Here is a 22,814-nt window from a genome sequence, read left to right as displayed (position 1 = left end):
GGCAGGCTTGCCTGCGATGGCTTCGGCGGGGTGTCAGTGGGTTCGCGGTGGCTGCATCGCGGGCAAGCCCGGTTCCTACAGCTTGCGCGGGCTCTGTTGGAGCTGGCTTGCCTGCGATGGCTTCGGCGGGGTGTCAGTGGGTTTGCGGTGTCTGCATCGCGGGCAAGCCCGGCTCCTACAGCTTTGCGCGGGGTCTGTTGGAGCTGGCTTGCCTGCGATGGCGTCGGTGGGGTCTCAGCGAGTACGCGGCGCCTGCATCGCGGGCAAGACCCGCTCCTACAGCTTTGCGCGGTCTTTGTTGGAGCTGGCTTGCCTGCGATGGCGTCGGTGGGGTGTCAGTGAGTTCGCGGTGGCTGCATCGCGGGCAAGCCCGGCTCCTACAGCTTGTGCGGGCTTTGTTGGAGCAGGCTTGCCTGCGATGGCGTCGGTGGGGTGTCAGTGGGTTCGCGGTGGCTGCATCGCGGGCAAGACCCGCTTCTACTGCGTGCGCGGGCTTTGTTGGAGTAGGCTTGCCTGCGATGGCGTCGCCGGTATCGTGATCAGAAGGCCAGTTTGTAGCCAATCAGCAGCAGCATGCAGGCCAGGCAGGGGCGCAGTACGTTGTCGGAGATACGGCCGGTCAGGTGGCTGCCGATGTAGATCCCGGGCAGCGAGCCAAGCAGCAGGTAGCCCAGCAGGGTCCAGTCCATGTTGCCCATGCTGGCGTGGCCTAGGCCGGCGACCAGGGTCAGGGGCACGGCGTGAGCGATTTCGGTACCGACCAGGCGACGGGTAGCCAGGTACGGGTAGAGCAGGAACAGTGCCACGGTGCCCAAGGCGCCAGCGCCGATGGACGTCAGGGAAACCATGATGCCAAGCACGATGCCGGTGATCACGGTCAGGATGTTCAGGGTCTTGTCGCTGAGGTGGTAGTGGTCGCTGGCGTGTTTGCTGGCGAAGGCCTGCAAGCGGCTTTTGAACAGAATCGCCAGTGCCGTCAGTACCAGTACCACGGCCAGACCCTGCTTGATCACCGCGTTCAAGGCCTGGGTGTCAGTGTGCAGGGTGGTGAGGAACCAGAGTGTCAGCGCTGCGGCTGGAACACTGCCGAGCGCGAGCCAGCCGGTGATTTTCCAGTCGATGTTCTTGTTCTTGCCATGAACCCAGACGCCACTGCCCTTGGTGATGGCAGCGTAGAGCAGGTCGGTGCCTACCGCCGTAGCCGGGTTGATGCCGAACCAGAGCAGGATCGGAGTCATCAGCGATCCGCCACCAACGCCGGTCATGCCGACGATGAAACCGACAACCAAGCCTGCAACGGAAAAACCTAAGTAACCTGCATCCATAATCTATCTAAGCACCAGACGAGCTGTGAGCGGGGCGCGAGAAGCATAACGGCTTTTTTTATAGCCAAATATAATTATGTGCTATTAGGTTATAACCAGATGTTGAGTGGGGCATTGGAGTCAATGCCCCTGTTGCTGCGTCAGGTGATGGCCGCGGCCGTTACCACAGCGCGATGCTGTAGCTCAGGATCAGGCGGTTCTCGTCCAGCTTGTTGCCAAAGTGGCTGGTGCGCACGGTAGCGTTGCGCCATTTGATGCCGAAGTTTTTCAGCGTACCGCTCTGGACCACATAGCCGATATCGGTATCGCGCTCCCATTCCTTGCCTTCAGGCTTGCCGGCGCCGAGGTCGATGTTGTCGCCCTGCAGGTAGCGGGTCATGAAGGTCAGGCCGGGAATGCCCACGCTGGCGAAGTTGAAGTCGTAGCGTGCCTGCAAGGACTGTTCGTCCTTGTTGGCGAAGTCACCGATCTGCACGAAGTTCACCAGGTATGCGTCGGCGCCGTTGATGTAGGCAAAACCGGTGTCGCCGCTCATGCGCTGGTACCCCAGGCCAAATGCGTGGCCCTGGATACCGTAGGTGAACATCGCGCCAAATGCCTTGTTGTCGACGTTGCTGCCACCCTCATCAAGGGAGCGGGCGAAACGCAGGTCGCTTTTCAGCGATTGCCCTTCACCCAGTGCCAGTACGTGGTTCAGGCCAAGGAAATGCTGGCGGTAGAAGTTGTCCAGCCCACCGTAGCCATAGGTGGTGTTCAGGCTGTCGCTCCACTTGTAGGTGAGGTTGGCGAAGTTGAACTGGTCGCTGTTAGTGCTGCGGGCCTTGATGTTCTTCGCCCCACCGGTGGTGATGGCCATGTCTTCATAGTCGGTGGAGTCGCGCTGGTTCACCTGGCGCACCTGACCGAGGTCGACGTTCAGCTTGTCGATTTCCTGCGAGTTCAGTTGCCCGCCCTCGAAGGTTTGCGGCAGCAGGCGAGAGTCGTTGGCCATCAGCACTGGCAGCTTGGGTAGCAGCGTGCCGGCTTTCAGTACGCTCTTGGAGACGCGTACTTTGGCGGTCATGCCCAGTTCGCCGTACTCGTCCTGAGCGCGGTGTGGTGCTTCGCGGTCACGTTGCAGCAGGCCGCTGCCGCTGCGATCCGGGCTTGAATCGAGTTTGACCCCGAGCAGGCCGATGGCATCGACGCCGAAGCCGACCGTGCCTTCGGTGAAGCCGGACTCATAGCGCAGCAGAAAGCCCTGGGCCCATTCCTCAGCCTTGTTTTGGGGCGCGTTGTGCTGGCGGAAATCGCGGTTGAAGTAGAAGTTACGCAGCTCCAGGTTGGCTTTGCTGTCCTTGAGAAACTCTGCGTTGGCAGGTGCGCAGAGGCCGGCCAGCGTTGCCGAAACCAAAAGGCGGGTAGCGATGGGATGCGTGCGGTACATGGTAAAGCCCTTTTATTGTTATTGAATGGGGGACGGCATGGCCTGCACCGGTCGCGGTTGCGATCGGTGCAGGTGGTTGCAGGTGATACGGTCAGCGGTTTACGCGGATCAATGGGCGACTGCCGTGGCGGCACCCAGGCCGGTCTGGGCACGTACGAACTGGTCGTCGAACGCCGCACGTTCGCGGGCGGCTTGCGCACTGCGGTCGAGCTTGGACACCAGCACGATCACCAGGAAGGCCAGTGGCATGGAGAACAGGGCCGGGTGGTCATACGGGTAGATCGCCTGCGCATTGCCAAGCACCGACACCCAGACCGCAGGCGACAGGATCACCAGGGTCAGGGCGGTGAACAGGCCGACGAAACCACCGGCCAGGGCGCCCTTGGTGGTCAGGTCTTTCCAGTACATGGCCATGATCAGTACCGGGAAGTTGGTGGAGGCGGCGATGCCGAAGGTCAGGCCCACCAGGAAGGCGACGTTCTGCTTCTCGAACAGGATGCCCAGCAGGATGGCGATGATGCCCAAGCCGACCGTAGCGATACGGGTTACGCGCATCTCGTCTTTTTCGCTGGCGGTACCTTTCTTCAGTACGGTGGCATACAGGTCGTGGGAGATCGCCGACGCACCGGCCAGGGCCAGGCCCGACACGACGGCCAGGATGGTGGCGAAGGCCACGGCCGAGAGGAAACCGAGGAACAGGTTGCCACCCACGGCCTTGGCCAGGTGCATGGCAACCATGTTGCCGCCGCCGATCAGGGCGCCTTTGAGGTCGCCGCCGACATAGAACTGCGGGTCAGTGCCGACGATCACAATCGCGGCATAACCCAGCACCATGACCACGAGGAAGAAGAAACCGATGAAGCCGGTGGCAAAGAACACCGACTTGCGGGCTTCCTTGGCGTTCGGCACGGTGAAGAAACGCATCAGGATATGCGGCAGGCCGGCAATACCGAACACCAGGCCGAGCGACAGCGAAGCCGCGTTGATCGGGTCGGCGAGCATCGAGCCGGGGCCCATGATGTTCCAGCCCGTAGCGTGGGCTTCAACCGCGCGGGTTGCCAGGGTTTCAAAGCTGAAGCCGAACTCGGCCATGGCCAGCAGGGCCAGGGTCGTGCCGCCGGCCAGCAGCAGTACGGCCTTGATGATCTGTACCCAGGTGGTGGCGATCATGCCGCCGAAGATCACATAGACCAGCATCAGCACGCCAACCACCATCACGGCGGTGGAGTAGTCCAGGCCGAACAGCAGCTTGATCAACTGACCCGCGCCGACCATCTGCACGACCAGGTAGCAGCACACCACGGTGAGCGAGCCGAAGGCTGCGAAGGTGCGGATTTTGGTCTGGTCCAGACGGTACGAGACGATGTCGGCGAAGGTGTAGCGCCCCAGGTTGCGCAGGCGTTCGGCCATCAGAAAGGTGATGATCGGCCAGCCGACGAAGAACGCCACCGTGTAGATGAAACCGTCATAGCCTTTGGCGAAGACCAGGCTGGACAAGCCCAGCAGGGTGGCCGCCGACATGTAGTCACCGGCAATCGCCAGGCCGTTCTGGAAACCGCTGATGCCGCCGCCAGCGGTGTAGAAGTCCGAGGTCGACTTGGTTTGCCGTGCAGCCCACCAGGTGATCATCAAGGTGCCAAGGACGAACACGAAGAACATACCGATGGCGTGGAGGTTGATCGGCTGTTTTTCCGCCACGACGAGGGGTGCTGCGAAAGCAGCGGCCGGTGCCAGCAGCAGGCTGGCAAGGCCAAGGGAGGCGAGGCGACGGCTCATTTCAACTCCTCCAGCAGGTCGGCACTCAGTGCGTCGAAGCGGGTGTTGGCGCTGCGCACGTACCAGCCGGTGAGCAGCCAGGACAGCACGATGATCGCCGCCGCGACCGGGATCCCTACCGTCAGTTGGCGGCCTTCGGCCAGAGGGGCATGCAGCACGTGCGGGTAGAACGCGACCACCAGCATGAACAGGTAGTAGGCGCCCAGCACGGCGGCACTCAATGACCAGGCCAGGCGCGAACGGCTGCGTACCAGGCGTTGGAATTTGGGGTTGGCGCGGATGCGGTCGCAACTCTGCGCATGGGACAGCTCAGCGTTTTTCATCGGTGTGGCTCCTTGTTTTTTTTATTGCCTGGTGTGCCCTGCAGCCGTTTTTTGGGTGCACGGCGTCGTGGCGATGGGCAGCAGCCTTTCGCCAGGAAAAACGGGTAAGCGTCGAGTGCTGTGTTACGCCGGCGGAATCATGTCGCGCAGCGTTTCAGCTCACTCGGAATCGACTGATCAAAACGGGGGAATGTGGGAAAAGCCGGCGCCAGGTTCGCTCGGGTAGAGCGTATTGAAGGTAATAAGACGCGCGCGTGCAGGGACTGGTCCCTGTGTGAAGATCGACATAACTGGCACCCGGTGGCTGATTATTAGCTCTTGATGTTTGCTGCACCCTTGTCGGTGGGAAGCAGCGCAGATGGCTCCGCGCACCTTATATAACAATGTCGGTCAATTATGGAAGTACTACCTGCGTTGTATAGTATTAGTACTATATATTTTGCCTCGAAAATTCAGGGTTTACGGCTTCCGCCCGGCACATGCTGTCTTGCTGCAAACACATGGGCGTGCTGTTGTCTCACGTACAGTGGATCAACAAGGTGTCGCGGGTTACACAGGCATTCGATCGTTTTGTTTGTATAAGTTATTGATAATAAAGAACTAAGTAGCTGGCATGGTTTGTGAGACGTACTCGGCAAGAGCGCCTGATGTGGCGTAGAACCTGTTGCGTACTGGAGAACCCCCATGCCCCGTGAAATTCGTTTGAATGCTTTTGAGATGAACTGCGTCGGTCATCAATCTCCTGGCCTGTGGGCGCATCCCCGGGACCGTTCCTGGCAGTACAAGGACCTGGAGTATTGGACCGACCTGGCCAAGTTGTTGGAGCGCGGCCGTTTCGACGGCATTTTCATCGCGGATGTCATCGGTATCTACGATGTGTTCAACGGCAATGGCGATGCGGCGATCCGTCAGTCGACCCAGGTACCGGTCAACGATCCGCTGGCGCTGATCACCCCGATGGCGCTGGTGACCGAGCATCTGGGTTTCGGTCTGACCGCGTCGTTGAGTTTCGAGCACCCCTATCCGTTTGCCCGCCGCCTTTCCACCCTCGACCACCTGACCAAGGGGCGTATTGGCTGGAACATTGTCACCTCGTACCTGGACAGCGGTGCGCGTAACCTCGGGCAGAAAGCCCTGAGCGATCACGATGCCCGTTACGACTATGCCGACGAGTACCTTGAAGTGCTCTACAAGCTGTTTGAGGGCAGTTGGGAGGAGGGTGCGATACAGCGTGATCGTGAGCGGCGTATTTTCAGTGACCCGAGCAAGATCCATGGCATCAAGCATGCCGGCAAGCATTTCCAGGTTCCGGGCATTCACCTCTGCGAGCCGTCTCCACAGCGCACTCCGGTGCTGTATCAGGCGGGGGCCTCCAGCCGTGGCAAGCAGTTCGCGGCGGAGCATGCTGAATGTGTGTTTGTTGCATCTCCGTCGAAAATCTTGCTGAAGAAGACCGTGGCGGACATTCGTCGGCGTGCTGCCGAAGCCGGTCGCGATCCGCGCAAGGTGCTGGTCTTCAACCTGCTGACGGTGATCGTCGGCGAAACTGATGCCCAGGCCCAGGCCAAGTGGCAGGACTACAAGTCGTACACCAGTTATGAAGGCGCTTTGGCCCTGATTTCGGGCTGGACCGGCATCGACTTTTCCGAGTACCAACCGGATCAGGTCCTCAAGCACATCCATACCAACGCTATTCAGTCGGCGGTCGAAACGTTCTCCACGGCCGACCCGAACAAGCAATGGACCGTAAAAGAGTTGGCCGACTGGGTGGGCATTGGCGGCTTTGGCCCGCTGTTGGTGGGCAGTGCGCAAACGGTGGCGGATGAGTTGCAGGCATGGGTTGAGGAAACCGACGTGGATGGTTTCAACCTGGCCTATGCCCTGGCTCACGAAACCTTCGCCGATGTGGTCGAACTGTTGGTGCCCGAGTTGCAGAAGCGCGGTGTCTACAAGACGGAGTACGCCCCTGGCACCCTGCGCGAAAAACTCTTCGGCGAAGGCCCGCGCTTGCCGCAGAACCATCCTGCTGCCGATTACCGCGATCTCGCCGCGCTGGCGGCACGTGAAGAAGACGCTTCAGTACTGGCCTGATCCCGGCGGGATAACAGGCCACGATGATTGAGCCGCCCCCTCGTCGATGTGACGAGGGGGCGTTTGCATTAGCCCTGTTTAGCACCCCCACCGATCTGCCAGACATACGGTGGTTCGGTGCCGTTGATCTCCCAGTCACCGATGATCCGTTCCTTGTAGATCAGCGGGTTGTGCGAGGCGGCGGTGCGGGCGTTGCGCCAATGACGGTCGAGCAGTTTGCTGGTGCTGGTGGCTGAAGCGCTGAGGGCGTTGAACAGGTCGCTGGTGGCGCGCAGGACCAGCTCGGCAATGACGACCTGGCCTTGAGCCGACTCCAGCTCGGCGGCGATGTTGGCTGCGCGCTCAGCTTCAGCATCATTGCCAAAGTGGCTCTCGTAGGCGCGCTGCGCGGCAGCGGCAGCACGCAGTGCCGTGGCTTCGGCGGCATAGGCCTGGGCCGAAGCCTTGCCGACCACCTGCTGAACCTGGGCATCGTCACTGGCCGCTGCAGCATTGCCCGTGCTGAAAATGCGCGTGCGTTTGCGCACTTCTTCGGCGATGTCGCGTACGGCTGCGCGACCGGAGCCCGCCAGTACCGCCAGCAGTACCAACTGATAGAACGCTGTCTGGTACTTGAAGCGGGTGGCGAAGTCGAACAGGTTTTCGTCTTCGACCACAACGTTATCGAACACCGAGGTGCCGCTGCCAGTGGTGCGCTGGCCAAAACCGTCCCAGTCGTCGCTGAGGGTAATGCCGGGTTGCTGGACACGAACCGCAGCGATTACATCGCCGCCAGTGTCGTCACGTTGGGCATAGAGGTCGATCCAGTCGGCAAAGATACTGCCGGTGCTGTAGTACTTGGTGCCATTGACCCGCCACTGATCGCCTTGGCGCGAGACACGGGTAATCACCTGTCCCAGTTTTACGGCACCTACTTCGGTCCAGGCATTACCCACCAGGTCACCGTCCAGAAAACGTTTGAACCAGACGTCCTGTGGCGTGTTGGCGTGAGCGTTGAGGCGATCTTCGACAAAGGCGAAGTGGCCGCGCAGGGCTTGCGGCAGGTTGGAGTCGGCTTCGGCCAGTTCGATCAGCAGTTGGAACAATTGTGGCAATGAGGCGCCGGCGCCGCCGTATTGCACCGGTACGCGCACGGCGCCAAAGCCGGCTTCCTTGAGCCATTTCACCGGCTCATAGGGCAGGCTGCGGGTGCGCTCGCGTTCGAGGGCGCCGGCGGCGATGCGGGTGAAAATCGGCCGGAATCGCGCGGCCAGTTGTTCATAGTCGGTTCCGGTGGAGAGGGGGTGCGGAATGTGCTGTTGCTGGGCAGTCATGCTGTCGCTCCTGTGAGGGCATTAAACAAAGCCGCGAACCGGTCTGGTCGCTGTCCTACGGTGTAATGCACAGGCCATGCCCAGCATGGAAGGGCCCGTAATCCGTGGTGTCTGGCACGTTCTGGCTGCTTTCTGATGTCGGCTGGCGGGCACGTTGTGGAACTGCTGCTGCCCAGGCAACAGCTGCGTCAGGAGGCTGTGCAGGCATGTCGGCAATGGCCTGCTGCGCGCAAGTGTTTGCCCGGCAACAGATGATCAGCAGCTTGCCTGCTGCGGTACATCGAGCGATGTTGGCCGTTTTCAATTAAGTCATTGAAATATAAGTAATTAATGCAGTGGCACAGTTGCTGCTATAGCCCTTGTGTGGATGCCGCGGTGGCATGTCCAGGCAGGGGTCGATCAATGAGCAGAATACTGAAAGTCGTCGCAGTCTCGGGGAGCGTGCAACAGCCCTCACGCACCTTGGTGCTGCTTAACGCGCTGGTGGCAGAGCTGGCGCAACAGGTGCCCATTGAGCTGCAACTGATTGAGCTGGCCAAGGTCGGCCCGCAATTCGCCGGTGTGTTGCGCCGTGAAGATTTGCCCGCCGCGGTACAGGCAGACCTGCAGGCCATCGAAAGCGCCGATTTGCTGATTGCGGCAACCCCGGTGTACCGCGCGTCCTATACCGGCCTTTTCAAGCACCTGTTCGACTTTGTTCATCACGAGGCCTTGAAGCAGGTCCCCGTGCTGTTGGCCGCCACCGGTGGTTCGGAGCGCCATGCCCTGATCATCGACCATCAGCTACGACCGTTGTTCGGCTTTTTCCAGGCGCTCAGCCTGCCAGTTGGCGTGTACGCCGCAGAAGCCGATTTCGATAACTACCACATCAGTAACACGCAGCTGCGCGAGCGTATCGAGCGGGCGGTCGAGGCTGCGGTCGCAAGCCTCGGCCCACGTTTTCAGCGCAACGCCAGCGCAGCCTGATTCAGCCCTTTCAACTCAATGGAGTACCTGCAATGAGCCAAGAACAGATCAAGTTTGCCTATTGGGTGCCTAACGTCAGCGGTGGTCTGGTGGTCAGCAAGATCGAACAGCGCACCAGCTGGGACATCGACTACAACCGCAAGCTCGCGCAAATCGCCGAGAACGCCGGCTTCGAATATGCGCTGTCGCAAATCCGCTTCACCGCCGGTTATGGCGCGGAGTACCAGCATGAATCGGTCACCTTCAGCCATGCACTGCTCGCCGCCACCACGCGCCTGAAGGTGATTGCTGCGGTATTGCCAGGGCCTTGGACTCCGGCGTTGTTGGCCAAGCAGATTGCGACCATCGACCACCTGACGGGTGGGCGGGTGGCCATCAACGTGGTGTCGGGCTGGTTCAAGGGTGAGTTCACCGCGATCGGCGAACCGTGGCTGGAACACGATGAACGCTACCGTCGTTCGGAAGAGTTCATCACTGCACTGAAAGGTATCTGGACCACCGACAACTTCACCCAGCGCGGTGACTTCTATCGCTTCCATAACTACACCTTGCGGCCCAAGCCACTGCAGCAGCATCCAGAGATCTTCCAGGGTGGCAGCTCGCGGGCCGCTCGCGATATGGCGGCACGGGTGTCTGACTGGTACTTCACCAACGGCAATACCGTCGAAGGCATCAAGGCTCAGGTGGATGACATCAAGGCCAAGGCTGCGGCGAACAACCATACGGTCAAGGTCGGTGTGAACGCATTCATCATCGCCCGCGACACCGAGGAAGAGGCCCGCGCGGTACTCGCCGAGATCATCGACAAGGCCGATCCGGAAGCGGTCAACGCCTTTGGCGATGCGGCGCGGCAAGCCGGCAAGGCCAGCCCGGAAGGCGAAGGCAACTGGGCCAAGTCCAGTTTCGAGGACCTGGTGCAGTACAACGATGGCTTCAAGACCAACCTGATTGGTACGCCGCAACAGATCGCCGAACGCATCGTCGCCCTGAAAGCCGTGGGGGTGGATCTGGTGTTGGGTGGTTTCCTGCACTTCCAGGAGGAAGTCGAGTACTTCGGGCGCAAGGTACTGCCATTGGTCCGTGAACTGGAAGCCCGGCGTTTGGTCGACAAGGCCGTAGCCTGAGGCGGGAGTCGTTATGGTTCAGTTTGCGCAACACAGCCCTGATGCCCCTGGCACCTTGCCTGAATGGTTGCAGCGACAGGCAGCTGACCACGGTACACGTCTGGCCCTGCGACACAAGCATCTGGGTGTCTGGCAGGTGCGTACCTGGCAGCAGTTGGCGGATGAAGTCCGTCGCTTGGCCTCGGCGCTTCAACTGCGTGGTTTTACCGAGGCGAACACCCTTGTGGTGTTGAGCCGTCCACGCCCGGAAGCCCTGATCGCGGCACTCGCTGCGCAATGGTTGGGCGGTGTTGCGGTGTTGTTCGATCCGTTGCAGGGCGGTGCTGCTCAGGTTGAGTTGTTGCGTGAGCTGAACCCGGGTTACTTCTTTGCTGAAGGCGCTGAGGAACTGGCGCAGGTCGGTGCGGCGAATCTGAATGCTGCTCTGCTGTTTTATGCCGATGGTCGAGGCTTGGCCGCCGAGTATGCAGAAACAGCGCTCGATTATGCCGTGCTTGTGGCACGGGCGGCCGACCCGGCGCTCAAGCTGAAGGCGCGCACGGAGCGCAGCGCTTTCATTTTCTACCGTTTGCATGAGGGCCAGCACATCGAATTGCAGCGCATCAGCCATGCAGAGCTGGTGCGCGAAGGGGCGCGTCTGGTACAGCTTGAACACCTTGGGCCGGGCGAGGAAGCACTGGCTGCCCGGGCCTTTGCCGCCAGTGGTCAGGCGCGCTACTTGCTGGCGCCGTGGCTGATTGCCGGGTTTCGCCTGAACTTCCCCGAGAGCCTGCACACCCGTGACCGCGATCGCCGTGAGCTGGGGCCAACCTTGGTGGCCGGGACCCGGGAGACCTATGGCCGCTTGTACCAGGAGGTGCTGGCACGCCTGCCGGATGAGGGCACCTGGCAGCGGCGGCTGGTGGATTGGGCGCTGGCGGCGCAGCCGGGCGTACTCAGGCGTGTGCTCGGTTACTGGCTGGTGAGGCGTGCGCTGCGCGACATCCTTGGCTTCAGCCGCATACAGGCACCGTTGTTGGTCGGGGAGCCGTTGGCAGAACCGGCGCAGGCCTTTTTTGCCGCGCTGGACATTCGTGTGCGGACCTGGCCAGACCCCGCACGTTGGCAGGTGGCGCCGAGTGAGCCTGCCAGCCGTATCAGTGGTTGGATTGACGACCATCCACAATTGGCTTGATGAGGAGAGCGAACGATGTCCACAAGCCACTCTGCTGTTCCGGCGCCGCTACTGGCGCTGGACAATATTTCCCTGTCCTTCAAGGGCGTCAAGGCGGTTACCGGCATCAGCTTTTCGGTCGCGCCCGGTGAGATCTGCGCCTTGATCGGGCCTAACGGTGCCGGCAAGAGTTCGTTGTTGAATGTGATCAACGGTGTGTACCAGGCACAGGAAGGCCACATTCATTTTGCCGGCCAGGTGCGGCGCCGCATGCGTCCTCACGACGCGGCGCAACGCGGTATCGCCCGGACCTTTCAGAACATCGCGCTGTTCAAGGGCATGACGGTACTCGACAACGTCCTGACCGGGCGCAACCTGAAACGGCGTAGCACTTGGTTGGAGCAAGTGCTGCGGGTGGGGCGAGTCGCGGCTGAAGATGACCTTCAGCGCGCTGCGGCAGAACGGGTCATTGCGTTTCTGCAGATCCAGCCGTGGCGTGATGCGATTGTCGGCACCTTGCCCTACGGCTTGCAAAAGCGGGTTGAGTTGGCCCGTGCCTTGGCCGCAGAACCTACCTTGCTGTTGCTGGATGAGCCAATGGCCGGAATGAATGCCGAAGAGAAGGCGCAGATGAGCCGTTTCATCGTCGATATCAACCGCGAATTCGGTACCACCGTGGTCTTGATCGAACATGACATCGGCGTGGTCATGGGCATTTCGCACCATGTAGTGGTGCTGGACTACGGCCGCAAGATTGGCGATGGCCCGCCGGATCAGGTCCGGCAAGACCCTGAGGTCATTGCTGCTTACCTCGGTACCCGACACTAACGCGCGTTCACGTGTTTGCCGTCCTGCGTTGGGCGGTTGGCTTCGTATTGCCCGAAAAGCAGGAAACGACATGGATTTTTTCTTTGAAGTACTGATCGGCGGTTTGCTGGCCGGAGTGATGTATGCCCTGGTGGCCATCGGGTTTGTACTGATCTACAAGGCCTCCGGCGTGTTCAATTTCGCTCAGGGCGCGATGGTGCTGTTCTCCGCGCTGACCTTTGTCAGTTTGCTGGAGCGCGGGTTGCCGTTCTGGTTGGCGTTTGTGGTGACCCTGGCGGCGATGGTGCTGTTGGCCCTGGCTGTTGAGCGGGTGGTGCTGCGGCCGTTGGTCAACCGCTCACCGATCACCTTGTTCATGGCCACGCTTGGCCTGTCGTACATGATCGAAGGTTTTGCCCAGGCGCTGTGGGGCGCGCAGGTGCACGGCCTTGACCTGGGTATCAGTGATGAGCCGTTGGCGTTGGGCGGCATGTTGCTGTCTTCGTTCGACCTGTTTGCGGCAGCCACGGCAGCGCTGCTGGTACTGGTGCTGTCATTGCTGTTCAGCAAGACCCGTATTGGCCTGTCGTTGCGGGCCGTGGCCGACGATCCCGTCGCAGCCTTGGCCGTGGGCATTCGCTTGCAGCACATCTGGGCCGTGGTGTGGGCCGTGGCAGGGTTTGTCGGCCTGGTCGCCGGGCTGCTCTGGGGCGCTCGCCTGGGCGTGCAGTTCTCCCTTTCGCTCATCGTGCTCAAGGCCTTGCCGGTGTTGATCATTGGCGGGTTCACCTCGATCAGTGGGGCGATTGTCGGCGGCTTGATCATCGGCGCCAGCGAGAAACTTGCCGAGGTCTACCTCGGGCCGTTCGTGGGCGGGGGGATCGAAAACTGGTTCCCCTATGTCCTGGCGTTGCTGTTTTTGCTGGTGCGTCCAGCCGGATTGTTTGGCGAACGTGCCATTGAGCGGGTTTGAGGGAGAGTGCCATGTTGTACAACGAAGCCGGTCAGTTCAGTACCCGTTACGCCCAGGATCGTCGAGTGTTCCGCTTGCGTCAGGATCGCCACGCATTGCTGGCGCTGCTGCTGTTTGCCTTTGTGGCGGTGCCTTACCTGGGCAATGACTACTGGTTCAGTGCCATCCTGATTCCTTTTCTGGTGTTGTCGCTGGCCGGGCTTGGGCTGAATTTGCTGACGGGCTATGCCGGGCAACTCTCCCTCGGTTCGGCGGCCTTCATGGCGGTAGGGGCCTTTGCTACCTACAACATCGAACTGCGAGTACCGGGTTTGCCGCTACTGCTGAGCCTTGTGCTGGGCGGCGTTTGTGCGGCCCTGACGGCGTTGCTGTTCGGTTTGCCCAGCCTTCGCATCAAGGGCTTCTACTTGCTGGTGTCTACCCTGGCTGCGCAGTTCTTCGTGCAATGGGCGTTGACCAAGTTCAGCTGGTTTTCCAATGACAGCGCCTCAGGGGTGATCAGTGCGCCGCCGCTGCACCTCATGGGGGTCGATTTCAGTTCGCCAGCGGGCCGTTACCTGTTCACGCTTGGGGTGGTCGTGGTGCTGTTCTGGCTGGGCAAAAACCTGGTGCGCAGTGAGTTGGGGCGTAACTGGATGGCGGTGCGCGACATGGACACTGCCGCTGCAGTCATCGGTATTCCGTTGCTCAAGACCAAGCTGCTGGCCTTTGCCATCAGCGGCTTTTTCCTCGGCATTGCCGGCGCACTGTGGGCCTTCACCTACCTGGGTACGGTAGAGCCGCATGGCTTCGACCTGAACCGCTCATTCCAGGTGCTGTTCATCATCATTATCGGTGGCCTGGGCAGCTTGCTCGGCAACTTCCTCGGTGCAGCGTTCATCGTGCTGTTCCCGATCCTGCTCTCGAACCTGGCCGGGCTGTTGCCTGCGGGCCTGATCGATGCCGGGCAGGTCGAGAACCTGCAAAAGATGGTGTTCGGCGCACTGATCATCCTTTTCCTGATCAAGGAACCAGAGGGGCTGGCGCGCCTCTGGCAACGCTTTCGCGAGCGCGCACGGCGATGGCCGCTGCGCTACTGAGCGAATCCCAGCAGGCGGAGCGTGCTCCGCAGTTCACCCTTCAGGCGCAAGCCATAGCTCAACGATTCGACAAGGAAACACGCGATGTTCAAACGATCTTTGCTCAGCAGCCTCGCGCTGGCCGTGAGCTTGAGTGCCACTGCCTTCATCGCCAAGGCCGATGGCGAGCAGTACTTCCCGCTGCAAAGCTACCGTGTTGGCCCTTACGCGGCAGGCGGTACCGGGTTCTTTGGCGGGTTTATCGATTACCTCAAGTACGTCAACGCCAATGGTGGGGTCAATGGCGTCAAGTTGACCTGGAGCGAGTGCGAAACCGAGTACGTGGTGGAGAAGGGCGTTGAGTGCTACGAACGCCTGAAGAACGGTTTGAACGGGGCGCCGGCCGCTGCGACCAACCCGCTCTCGGTAGGTATTGCCTACGCCACCCTGGACCGCTCGACGGCAGACAAATTGCCCTTGATCACCATTAACCACGGGCGCACGGACTCTACCGATGGCAGCGTGTTCCCCTATGCCTTCCCGTTGCAACTGAACCCGTATTCCGAAGTGTCGGCGATCATCAACTACATCGGCCAGCAGTCGGGTGGCCTGGACAAGTTGAGTGGCAAGAAGATCGTCACGCTCTACCATGGTTCTCCCTATGGCAAGGAAACCAATGAGGTGCTGCAGGCGTTGGCCGACAAGTATGGCTTTACCCTGACCTTGCTGGAGGTGCCGCACCCTGGCAACGAACAGCAATCGCAGTGGCTGAACATCCGTCGCGCCAAGCCGGACTGGGTCATTCTGCGAGGCTGGGGTGTCATGAACCCGGTTGCCTTGAAGAGCGCGCAGAAGGTCGGCTTCCCGGCAGACCGAATCATCGGCAACATCTGGAGTAACTCCGAGGAAGACGCCGCACCGGCAGGGGCTGCAGCCAAGGGCTTTATCTCGATTACCACGCACCCGTCCGGGACCACGTTCCCGGTGACGCAAGGGATCAAGAAGGACGTTATCGATGCCGGTCATGGCGACCTTGCCGATCCAAAACGCTTCGGTACCGTCTACTACAACCTGGGTGTGGTGAACGGCATTCTCAACGTCGAGGCGGTACGCCTGGCGCAGGAAAAGTACGGCCACAAGCCGTTGAGCGGCGAGCAGGTGCGCTGGGGCTTTGAGCACCTGAAGCTGGATGAGGCGCGGCTCAAGGAACTCGGCGCGCTAGGCCTGGTGCAACCCCTGCAACTGTCCTGCTCCGACCATGAGGGCGGCGGTGCCGTGCGCTTCCAGCAGTGGGATGGGGAGAAGTGGAACCTGATCAGCGATTGGGTGCAGGCCGACCGCGCACTGCTGCGGCCAATCATCGAAGCTTCTGCACAAAAGTACGCGAAGGAGAAAGGCATCACCCCGCGCGACTGCAGCAAAGACTCCTGATGCTGCCTCGACACCGGGGCACATGGGCCCCGGTGTTGTTCCGATAGCGTTGTCCCGGTGTTGTCTGGGGCAACGACCGGGTAGCCGTTGATGAACCGCTGCAAGGACGCGAGGCCACCACCCTAGGAGTAGAACGTCGGGGTTGGCAGTTGAGCATTCAGCGCCCAGTCACCCAGCTCTTGCAGTTTGTAGTCCACAGGATCATGCAGAGACTGTGTGCGCAGGTTGCGCCAGTAGCGGTCGAGGCGCAGGGCCGCGTGGGTGGAACGAGCACCGGTCACTTCAAACAAGCGGCTGGTCAGGTCCAGGCCGATGCGTGTTGCTGCCACTTTGGCGGTTGCGATGGCGACGGCCAGTTCACCGCGTTCTTCGCTATGCAGTTGATGCTCCTTGTGCCAGGCCTGATCGAGCAGCGCGTTCGCCCGTTCGGTGAGCAATCGCACGCTTTCCAGGCCGACCCAGAACTCGCCATAGTGGCCGAGGATGTAAGGGTCTTCGTTGGCGTGTTCAACCTTGGCCTTGAACCACGGGCGGGTTTCCTTGAGGGTGTAGTTGCGGGCTTCGGCGAAGGCGCCTTCGGCAATGCCAAGGAACATGTTGACGAAGGTGAGCTGCGCGATCAGCGGGCGCAGGCAGGCGAAGGGCGTACTCAAGGGGCCGGGTTCGAGCAGCAACTCGTTTTCCTCGACCCGTACCCGTTCAAAGGTCGCACTGCCACTGTCGGTTTGCCGTTGACCAATGTTGTCCCAGTCTCCGTGCAGGGTGATGCCGGTGCGCCCGCTTGGGATGGCGGCAATCAGCAGTTTGCCCTGGGTGGACTCATCCAGCGCCGAGGCAATCAGCATTTCCGAGTCGGCCGAGCCCGAGCAAAAGCTTTTACGCCCCGAGAACTCACGCCAACCGGCGAGTTTTTTCGAGACGGTACGGGTATCCAGCGGGTTGAGGGCGTTGCCCCAGAACCAGTTGTTGCGTGCTGTCAGCTCGAACCACGGTTGCCATTGGTCTGGCCGGGAGAACAAGCGCACAGTAGCCAGCATCAGGTGCTGGAAGCCAAAGACGTGAGCGATCGAGCTGTCGACCTTGGCAAATTCGCGAACGATGTTCAGCGTCTCTGTCCAGTTGGCGCCCAGGCCGCCGTATTGCGTCGGAATGATCAAGCCCAGCAAGCCGCTTTGGCGCAGCGCATCGCGCTCGGCTTTCGGTGTGCCGCCGAGGCGGTCACGTTCCGCGGCGCTTTCGGCGAAGGTGCTGGCCAGCGCTTGGGCAATCTGCAGTGGCGTCAGGCGTGCGGATTGATGAATAGCAGTCACAGGCTGTCCTCATCGGGGGGGTAGGGGGGCTTGAGGCGCGTCCATCAGGCTGGTTGCGCTGTTGCCTGGGTGGGCAGCACGTCGTTGGCGATCATTTCGCCAAAGGGGCCTGAGAGGTTGGTGACACCGCGGCCTGCCAGGCTCGCATAGGGTTCCGGCAGCAGCGGAAAGACCAGTTCGGCAAAGCGATAGGCCTCTTCCAGGTGTGGGTAGCCGGAGAAGATGAAGCTCTCGATGCCGAGGTCGGCATATTCCTTGATCAGCCCGGCCACTTGTTGCGGGTCACCGACCAGGGCCGTGCCTGCACCACCACGCACCAGGCCGACGCCCGCCCAGAGGTTCGGGTAGATCTCCAGTTGGTCACGCCGACCACCATGCAGCGCGGCCATGCGCCGTTGCCCCTCGGAATCGAAACGCGAGAAGGACTGCTGCGCGGCGGCAATGGTTTCGTCGCTGATGTTGGCGATCAGCTTGTCAGCGGCTTGCCAGGCTTGTTCGGCAGTCTCGCGGACAATCACATGCAAGCGAATGCCGAACTTCACGGTGCGCCCGTGTTTGGCTGCGCGGGCACGGACATCGGCGATCTTTTCGGCGACAGCCGCCGGTGGTTCGCCCCAGGTCAGGTAGACATCCACCTGCTCGGCGGCCAGCTCGTGGGCTGCATCGGAAGAACCGCCGAAATACAGCGGTGGATAGGGTTTTTGCACGGGAGGGTAGAGCGCCTTGGCGTTTTGTACTTGCAGGTGCTTGCCGTCATAGTCCACGGCTTCGCCCTGCAGCACGCGCCGCCAGATATGCAGGAACTCGCCACTGGCCTCATAGCGTTCACTGTGGCTGAGATGCAGGCCGTCTCCACGGTTTTCGTCCGGGTCACCGCCGGTTACCACGTTGATCAACAGGCGGCCTGCGGACAAGCGATCAAGGGTCGCGGCCATGCGTGCAGAGACCGTCGGCGAAATGATCCCGGGGCGGATCGCTACCAGGTAACGCAGGCGTTCGGTCAGCGGTACCAGGGCAGAGGCCACCACCCAGGAGTCCTCGCAAGAGCGTCCGGTGGGTATCAGTACACCGTAGTAACCGAGGCTGTCGGCGGCCTGGGCCACCTGTTTGAGGTAGGGCAGGGTGACGGGGCGGGCGCCCTGACTGGTACCCAGCAAATGACCGTCGCCGTGGGTGGGCAGAAACCAGAAAACATTCATGTCGGCGCCTCAGGCAATTTTACGTAGAACAGCGCGGTGGCCGTTGAGCTGCTCGGCGGCTTTTTCCCCGGCCAGGCGGATACGAGCCTGCAGGGCCGTGCTGGTGATCTGGTAGTTGCTGAAATCGGCTTCGGCGGCGTAGACCCCGATCGGCAGGGTGACCGACTGGAAGAAGCTGAACAGGGGGCGAAGTTGGTGGTCGATGACCAGCGCATGGCGTTCGCTGCCACCGGTTGCGGCGAGCAGTACTGGCGTATCAATCAAGGCATCCTGGCCAATCAGATCGAACAGGTGCTTGAACTGGCCGGGGTAGGTGCCACGGTAGACGGGGGCCGCGACGATCAGCAGGTCGGCGGACTCGATTGCGCGCAGCTCATGCTCTACGGTTTCCGGCAGCTCTTTACGCGAGAGCGCGCCACCCAGTGGGCGGACGATATCCCCCAGTTCAATGACCTTGCTCTCGATGGGCAGTTGTTGCGCCAGTTCAGCCAGGATGGCCTGGGTCAGAACCAGTGTGCGCGAAGGGCGGAACGTGCCACCGGAAACGGCGACGACTTTGATTGGAGTGCTCATGGCTACAGGCCCGTTGCTGTTGAAGGTACAGGGGCAGGAGCAAGAGTTGTTCCATGTGTGAAAAGTCTTTATTTATCAGATTGTTATGAGCTTTTTGCGGGGTACTCAAGTGTTGCTTGAAGTGCGCCCTGTTGAATGGCTGTTGCTGGGGCAACAGTTTCGCTGCTGTTGTTGGCGCAACAGTGGCTGCGCGGGCGGCTGCAGTATGAGGTGTGAAGCCACTGAATTTTTACGGATTCTTTACGCGTCTGTGTGCTGCGCTATAACGATACTTGCGCGCGCCATTCAGTCAGAGCCCGTACATGTCACTTGCCAGAATCCGCTTGATTGGTTTCATCCTCGGTGTCTTCCTCATCACCCTTGCGGTGAGCATGACGATCCCTCTGTTCACCTTGATGCTTTATGAGCAGCAGGACGGGCTTTCTGCATTTGTCCGTTCAGGTGTCATCACCTTTCTCACCGGTATTGCGCTGGTCGCACAAGGGCGTCCCGAGGACGCTCATTTACGCCCGCGAGACATGTATTTGCTGACGACGGCCAGTTGGGTCGTGGTCTGTACCTTTGCGGCGCTGCCGATGGTGTTCATACGGGATATCAGCTACACGGATGCGTTTTTTGAAACGATGTCGGGTATCACCACCACCGGCTCGACCGTGCTGACCGGGCTGGACACCGCGTCCCCGGGCTTGCTGATCTGGCGCTCGATGTTGCATTGGTTGGGCGGCATCGGTTTTATCGGTATGGCGGTAGCGATTCTGCCGTTGCTGCGCGTCGGGGGGATGCGCTTGTTCCAGACCGAGTCGTCGGACTGGTCGGACAAAGTGCTGCCACGCTCCCATGTCATGGCGAAATACATTCTGCTGGTCTATGTCGTGTTGACCGGGATTGGCTACCTGGCGTTCTGGTGGGCGGGGATGACGCCGTTCGAGGCGATCAACCACTCAATGTCGCTGATATCCACCGGTGGCTTCTCGACCTCGGACAGTTCGTTGGCGCACTGGTCGCAGCCGGCCATTCACTGGGTCGCGGTAGGGGTGATGATCCTCGGCAGCTTGCCCTTTACGTTGTATGTGGCGGTGCTACGGGGCAATAGAGGCGCCTTGTTCAAGGATCATCAGGTGCGTGGCTTCATTGGCTTTCTGGTGTTGACCTGGCTGCTGGTCGGCACCTGGCTGCATTTCAACGGGCCATACGGGTGGTGGGAGGCGGTGCGCCTGGTGGCGGTCAACGTCACATCAGTGGTCACTACAACGGGCGTTGCGCTGGGTGACTACACCCTGTGGGGCACATTTTCGGTGTTGTTTTTCTTCTACCTGACGTTCGTCGGTGGTTGTTCGGGGTCAACCGCCGGTGGTTTGAAGATCTTTCGTTTTCAGGTCGCCGGCCAGTTACTGCATGGCAGCCTGTCGCAACTGATTCACCCGCGCGCAACGATTCGCAGCAAGTACAACGGCCATCCGCTGGATGAAGACATTGTGCGTTCGCTGCTGACCTTCTGCTTTTTCTTTACCACCACCATCGCCGCCATTGCGCTGGGGCTGGCCCTGATCGGCCTGGACTGGACCATTGCACTGACCGGTGCGGCGACGGCCGTCTGCAATGTGGGGCCGGGGTTGGGGCCGGTGATCGGGCCGGTCGGTAACTTCTCCTCACTGCCCGATGCTGCGAAGTGGCTGCTGACCGTCGGCATGCTGCTGGGGCGTCTGGAAATCCTCACCGTTCTGGTGCTGTTCACACCGTCGTTCTGGCGCTTCTAGAAACGCGGGGCGCTGCCAAGCCTCAGCCCCCATCTGGGGGCTGAATCAGATATACTCCGCGCCCCTAAAATGGGGCAGCGCTGTTTAGCGATAAGCCTGTCTGCTTGCTGTTGCTGGCGTTAACGCCTGGACAGGGCCATATCGACCGCCGCGATCAGCTTTCCCAGGTCTTTTGGGGGGGCTTTGTGTACGACGTTGAACAGATAGGCTCTTTGCTCGTCTTCATCGCCCAACTCCGAGAAAAAAGCTTTCAGCTTTATACCCAGCACTTCGGCAAATTTGAACAGTGCTTCAACGCTTGGGGTGTAGGAGCCGGTTTCAAAGCGGCTGATGGTTTTGGGATCAAAACCGGTTTTCTCGCCGAATTCAGCCTGAGTAAGCCCTGCCACCTTGCGGTAGCGCTTTATGGCTGAACCCAAACCTGAAATTGTCATCGCTTAATTCCCATTTAGAATCAAGAACTTAACGGTATTTGGTCGAGCTAGGCAACGCCAGATTCTGTAACATTACTGTCATAAACGTGATGTAATTCGTAGAATTGGATTGTCAGACAAGAGTCTGAATGCCTGGTTCAACATGGACTGGATCCAGGATTACGACCGCCACTAACGGAGTTCTAACGTGCGTCTCAATTTGCCGGTAACCTCTGTCGAACAGACGTTTCCGGAACATCAACGCCTTGTTTCCGCAACCGATACCACCAGTAAGATCACTTACTGCAATGCCGAATTCGCCGCCATGAGCGGCTTCAGTCAGGCAGAACTTATCGGTAGTACCCACAACCTTGTACGTCACCCGGACATGCCGCCAGAGGTGTTCCAGCAGATGTGGCAGTACCTCAAGGCCGGCCAGAGCTGGATGGGGATCGTCAAGAACCGCTGCAAGAACGGCAACTTCTACTGGGTCAGTGCCTACGTCACGCCGGTGCTCGAGGACGGGCGCCTGGTGGGGTATGAGTCTGTGCGGGTCAAGCCAACCCGCGAGCAGGTGCAGCGTGCCGAGACGCTGTATGCGCGTTTGCGTGAAGGCAAGCCCGCCGTGCCAGTGCTGCGCCGCGCTGCGGTGATCGGCAAGGTACTGGCGTTGCCGGTGCTGGCTGCCGGGGTTTCCATTGTGCTAAACCAGGCCGCTCCCGGTCTGCTTGGCCAGGGCGCCACGCTTGGGCTTTTCGGGCTGGTTGGTCTCTATGGCCACAGCCGCCTTGGGCGCGAGCTTAAACAGATCGTGCAGTCTACGCCCAATACCTTTGCTGACCCGATCGTTGCAATGACCTACACCGATGCCGTGGGGCCGAGTGCTCAACTGCAGATGATCCTGATCAGTGAAGAGGCGCGGTTGAAAACAGCCCTCACACGCTTGAGCGATCTGGCCAGGCAGATGGCTGAGGCAGCGACCGATTCCAGTCGGTTGTCCAGCAGCACGGAGTCGGCGTTGCTCGAACAGCGTGCCGAAACCGACATGACGGCAGCGGCGATGACTGAGATGGCCGCGTCCATCGCTGAGGTCGCCCAGCATGTGCAGCAAACGGCAGGCGAAGCGCAAACCGCCAACCTCCTGGCCGATCAGGGCAGTCAGGTGGCCGGTACTACCCGCGAAGCGATCCAGTTGCTGGCCAGTACGGTCACCCAGATCAACCAGGCAGTCGGAAACCTGGCCGGGCAGACCCAGGACATCATGATGGCTGCGAGCGTGATCCGCTCGATTGCCGAACAGACCAACCTGTTGGCGCTCAACGCTGCCATTGAGGCCGCTCGGGCCGGCGAGCAAGGGCGCGGTTTTGCGGTGGTGGCTGACGAAGTGCGGGCATTGGCCGGCAAGACCCGTCAGTCGACCCTGCAAATTCAGGGCGTCATTGAAAGCCTTCGTACGGGTGCGGAGGAGGCCGTGAGCATCGCCAACCTGGGTATTCAGGAAGCAGAGCAGGGGGTTGCGCAGGTGCTGGAAGCACAGCGTGCCTTGCAAGGTATCCGCGAAGCCGTAGAGCGTATCAGTGACATGAGCCATCAGATGGCTGCTGCTTCTCAGGAACAGTCAAATGTCGCCGAAGATGTCTCGCGGCAGATCAATACGGTGGCCAGCACGGTGCAGAAAACCGCGCAGAATGCCAATGCTGCGGCGACACGGGGCGGTGAATTGGAGCGCATTTCTTCGAGCCTGCGCGCTCTGGTCGAGCGATTCAATCGATAGCCGGCAGAGTGCAGAGGACGTC

18 protein-coding genes and 2 pseudogenes are annotated in these 22,814 nt (G+C 60.6%); 11 read left to right on the top strand and 9 right to left on the bottom strand.

What is annotated here, in order from left to right:
* Nucleotides 1–539: 539 nt before the first annotated feature.
* From UIA24_RS11750 to UIA24_RS11735, 4 genes are all read right to left on the bottom strand, one after another.
* Nucleotides 540–1,325 carry a sulfite exporter TauE/SafE family protein gene (locus UIA24_RS11750; RefSeq protein WP_330522901.1) on the bottom strand — a complete coding sequence of 262 codons (786 nt, stop codon included), beginning with the start codon at nucleotides 1,323–1,325 and terminating at the stop codon, nucleotides 540–542.
* Nucleotides 1,326–1,485: 160 nt separating this feature from the next.
* The gene (locus UIA24_RS11745; protein ID WP_330522900.1) at nucleotides 1,486–2,751 is read right to left on the bottom strand and encodes an OprD family porin; all 1,266 of its coding nucleotides are present in this window, start codon (nucleotides 2,749–2,751) and stop codon (nucleotides 1,486–1,488) included.
* A 108-nt stretch (nucleotides 2,752–2,859) separates the two neighbouring features.
* Complete coding sequence (locus UIA24_RS11740; RefSeq protein ID WP_065760129.1) at nucleotides 2,860–4,527, bottom strand: cation acetate symporter; 1,668 nt, start codon at nucleotides 4,525–4,527, stop codon at nucleotides 2,860–2,862.
* Entirely contained in the window at nucleotides 4,524–4,850 is a 327-nt protein-coding gene (locus tag UIA24_RS11735; protein WP_065760128.1) for a DUF485 domain-containing protein, read from the bottom strand. The genes UIA24_RS11740 and UIA24_RS11735 overlap by 4 nt, the downstream gene beginning before the upstream one ends.
* Before the next feature lie 684 nt (nucleotides 4,851–5,534).
* Between UIA24_RS11735 and UIA24_RS11730 the strand changes: the two genes are divergently transcribed.
* On the top strand, nucleotides 5,535–6,941 hold the full coding sequence (locus UIA24_RS11730; RefSeq protein ID WP_330522899.1) for an LLM class flavin-dependent oxidoreductase: 1,407 nt from the start codon (nucleotides 5,535–5,537) through the stop codon (nucleotides 6,939–6,941).
* 68 nt (nucleotides 6,942–7,009) lie between these two features.
* Here the strand turns inward: UIA24_RS11730 and UIA24_RS11725 are convergent, their stop codons facing one another.
* The gene (locus UIA24_RS11725; protein WP_065760126.1) at nucleotides 7,010–8,254 is read right to left on the bottom strand and encodes an acyl-CoA dehydrogenase family protein; all 1,245 of its coding nucleotides are present in this window, start codon (nucleotides 8,252–8,254) and stop codon (nucleotides 7,010–7,012) included.
* Between the two features lie 402 nt (nucleotides 8,255–8,656).
* On the opposite strand from UIA24_RS11725, the gene msuE (UIA24_RS11720) reads away from it, so the two are divergent.
* From msuE (UIA24_RS11720) to UIA24_RS11690, 7 genes are all read left to right on the top strand, one after another.
* On the top strand, nucleotides 8,657–9,220 hold the full coding sequence (msuE, locus tag UIA24_RS11720) for an FMN reductase (protein WP_099775377.1): 564 nt from the start codon (nucleotides 8,657–8,659) through the stop codon (nucleotides 9,218–9,220).
* A 32-nt stretch (nucleotides 9,221–9,252) separates the two neighbouring features.
* Nucleotides 9,253–10,344: a dimethylsulfone monooxygenase SfnG gene (gene sfnG / locus UIA24_RS11715; protein ID WP_330522898.1), complete on the top strand. Its 1,092-nt coding sequence runs from the start codon at nucleotides 9,253–9,255 to the stop codon at nucleotides 10,342–10,344.
* A 13-nt stretch (nucleotides 10,345–10,357) separates the two neighbouring features.
* Entirely contained in the window at nucleotides 10,358–11,518 is a 1,161-nt protein-coding gene (locus UIA24_RS11710) for an AMP-binding protein (RefSeq protein WP_330522897.1), read from the top strand.
* Between the two features lie 15 nt (nucleotides 11,519–11,533).
* A complete protein-coding gene (locus tag UIA24_RS11705; protein ID WP_065760122.1) occupies nucleotides 11,534–12,325 on the top strand; it encodes an ABC transporter ATP-binding protein in 792 nt (263 codons plus the stop codon).
* Between the two features lie 70 nt (nucleotides 12,326–12,395).
* On the top strand, nucleotides 12,396–13,277 hold the full coding sequence (locus UIA24_RS11700) for a branched-chain amino acid ABC transporter permease (protein ID WP_065760121.1): 882 nt from the start codon (nucleotides 12,396–12,398) through the stop codon (nucleotides 13,275–13,277).
* An 11-nt stretch (nucleotides 13,278–13,288) separates the two neighbouring features.
* On the top strand, nucleotides 13,289–14,356 hold the full coding sequence (locus UIA24_RS11695) for a branched-chain amino acid ABC transporter permease (protein ID WP_065760120.1): 1,068 nt from the start codon (nucleotides 13,289–13,291) through the stop codon (nucleotides 14,354–14,356).
* An 84-nt stretch (nucleotides 14,357–14,440) separates the two neighbouring features.
* Nucleotides 14,441–15,766 (top strand): ABC transporter substrate-binding protein, encoded by a 1,326-nt coding sequence (locus tag UIA24_RS11690; RefSeq protein WP_330522896.1) that lies wholly within the window; start codon nucleotides 14,441–14,443, stop codon nucleotides 15,764–15,766.
* 122 nt (nucleotides 15,767–15,888) lie between these two features.
* Here UIA24_RS11690 and UIA24_RS11685 read toward each other — a convergent pair whose 3' ends face one another.
* The 3 genes from UIA24_RS11685 to msuE (UIA24_RS11675) are packed head-to-tail and all read right to left on the bottom strand — an operon-like array spanning nucleotide 15,889 to nucleotide 18,848.
* Nucleotides 15,889–17,076, bottom strand: a complete 1,188-nt coding sequence (locus UIA24_RS11685; RefSeq protein WP_330522895.1) for an acyl-CoA dehydrogenase family protein — start codon at nucleotides 17,074–17,076, stop codon at nucleotides 15,889–15,891.
* Nucleotides 17,077–17,120: 44 nt separating this feature from the next.
* A complete protein-coding gene (gene ssuD / locus UIA24_RS11680; RefSeq protein ID WP_330522894.1) occupies nucleotides 17,121–18,275 on the bottom strand; it encodes an FMNH2-dependent alkanesulfonate monooxygenase in 1,155 nt (384 codons plus the stop codon).
* A gap of 9 nt (nucleotides 18,276–18,284) precedes the next feature.
* On the bottom strand, nucleotides 18,285–18,848 hold the full coding sequence (gene msuE / locus UIA24_RS11675; RefSeq protein ID WP_065760116.1) for an FMN reductase: 564 nt from the start codon (nucleotides 18,846–18,848) through the stop codon (nucleotides 18,285–18,287).
* A gap of 302 nt (nucleotides 18,849–19,150) precedes the next feature.
* On the opposite strand from msuE (UIA24_RS11675), the gene UIA24_RS11670 reads away from it, so the two are divergent.
* Nucleotides 19,151–20,605 carry a TrkH family potassium uptake protein gene (locus tag UIA24_RS11670; protein WP_330522893.1) on the top strand — a complete coding sequence of 485 codons (1,455 nt, stop codon included), beginning with the start codon at nucleotides 19,151–19,153 and terminating at the stop codon, nucleotides 20,603–20,605.
* Nucleotides 20,606–20,724: 119 nt separating this feature from the next.
* Here the strand turns inward: UIA24_RS11670 and UIA24_RS11665 are convergent, their stop codons facing one another.
* Nucleotides 20,725–21,039 carry a helix-turn-helix domain-containing protein gene (locus UIA24_RS11665; RefSeq protein WP_099775367.1) on the bottom strand — a complete coding sequence of 105 codons (315 nt, stop codon included), beginning with the start codon at nucleotides 21,037–21,039 and terminating at the stop codon, nucleotides 20,725–20,727.
* Between the two features lie 304 nt (nucleotides 21,040–21,343).
* Between UIA24_RS11665 and UIA24_RS23310 the strand changes: the two are divergent.
* A pseudogene (locus tag UIA24_RS23310) lies at nucleotides 21,344–21,508 on the top strand (PAS domain-containing protein); the annotation flags it as partial.
* Between the two features lie 786 nt (nucleotides 21,509–22,294).
* A pseudogene (locus tag UIA24_RS23305) lies at nucleotides 22,295–22,792 on the top strand (methyl-accepting chemotaxis protein); the annotation flags it as partial.
* Between the last annotated feature and the right edge of the window lie 22 nt (nucleotides 22,793–22,814).

This window comes from Pseudomonas sp. AL 58 (genome assembly GCF_036348395.1).
Lineage (GTDB): Bacteria > Pseudomonadota > Gammaproteobacteria > Pseudomonadales > Pseudomonadaceae > Aquipseudomonas > Aquipseudomonas defluvii.
The sequence above is the reverse complement of the archived record's forward strand: the minus strand, read 5'-3'. Positions and strand labels throughout refer to the sequence as shown.

What these genes read in the sequence shown, in the direction of transcription:
- UIA24_RS11690 (WP_330522896.1), top strand. Translation starts at nt 14,441, where the DNA reads ATGTTCAAACGATCTTTGCTCAGCAGCCTCGCGCTGGCCGTGAGCTTG.
- ssuD (WP_330522894.1), bottom strand. Translation starts at nt 18,275, where the DNA reads ATGAATGTTTTCTGGTTTCTGCCCACCCACGGCGACGGTCATTTGCTG.
- UIA24_RS11745 (WP_330522900.1), bottom strand. Translation starts at nt 2,751, where the DNA reads ATGTACCGCACGCATCCCATCGCTACCCGCCTTTTGGTTTCGGCAACG.
- UIA24_RS11710 (WP_330522897.1), top strand. Translation starts at nt 10,358, where the DNA reads ATGGTTCAGTTTGCGCAACACAGCCCTGATGCCCCTGGCACCTTGCCT.
- sfnG (WP_330522898.1), top strand. Translation starts at nt 9,253, where the DNA reads ATGAGCCAAGAACAGATCAAGTTTGCCTATTGGGTGCCTAACGTCAGC.
- UIA24_RS11695 (WP_065760120.1), top strand. Translation starts at nt 13,289, where the DNA reads ATGTTGTACAACGAAGCCGGTCAGTTCAGTACCCGTTACGCCCAGGAT.
- UIA24_RS11670 (WP_330522893.1), top strand. Translation starts at nt 19,151, where the DNA reads ATGTCACTTGCCAGAATCCGCTTGATTGGTTTCATCCTCGGTGTCTTC.
- msuE (WP_099775377.1), top strand. Translation starts at nt 8,657, where the DNA reads ATGAGCAGAATACTGAAAGTCGTCGCAGTCTCGGGGAGCGTGCAACAG.
- UIA24_RS11740 (WP_065760129.1), bottom strand. Translation starts at nt 4,527, where the DNA reads ATGAGCCGTCGCCTCGCCTCCCTTGGCCTTGCCAGCCTGCTGCTGGCA.
- UIA24_RS11750 (WP_330522901.1), bottom strand. Translation starts at nt 1,325, where the DNA reads ATGGATGCAGGTTACTTAGGTTTTTCCGTTGCAGGCTTGGTTGTCGGT.
- UIA24_RS11735 (WP_065760128.1), bottom strand. Translation starts at nt 4,850, where the DNA reads ATGAAAAACGCTGAGCTGTCCCATGCGCAGAGTTGCGACCGCATCCGC.
- UIA24_RS11665 (WP_099775367.1), bottom strand. Translation starts at nt 21,039, where the DNA reads ATGACAATTTCAGGTTTGGGTTCAGCCATAAAGCGCTACCGCAAGGTG.
- UIA24_RS11725 (WP_065760126.1), bottom strand. Translation starts at nt 8,254, where the DNA reads ATGACTGCCCAGCAACAGCACATTCCGCACCCCCTCTCCACCGGAACC.
- UIA24_RS11730 (WP_330522899.1), top strand. Translation starts at nt 5,535, where the DNA reads ATGCCCCGTGAAATTCGTTTGAATGCTTTTGAGATGAACTGCGTCGGT.
- msuE (WP_065760116.1), bottom strand. Translation starts at nt 18,848, where the DNA reads ATGAGCACTCCAATCAAAGTCGTCGCCGTTTCCGGTGGCACGTTCCGC.
- UIA24_RS11700 (WP_065760121.1), top strand. Translation starts at nt 12,396, where the DNA reads ATGGATTTTTTCTTTGAAGTACTGATCGGCGGTTTGCTGGCCGGAGTG.
- UIA24_RS11705 (WP_065760122.1), top strand. Translation starts at nt 11,534, where the DNA reads ATGTCCACAAGCCACTCTGCTGTTCCGGCGCCGCTACTGGCGCTGGAC.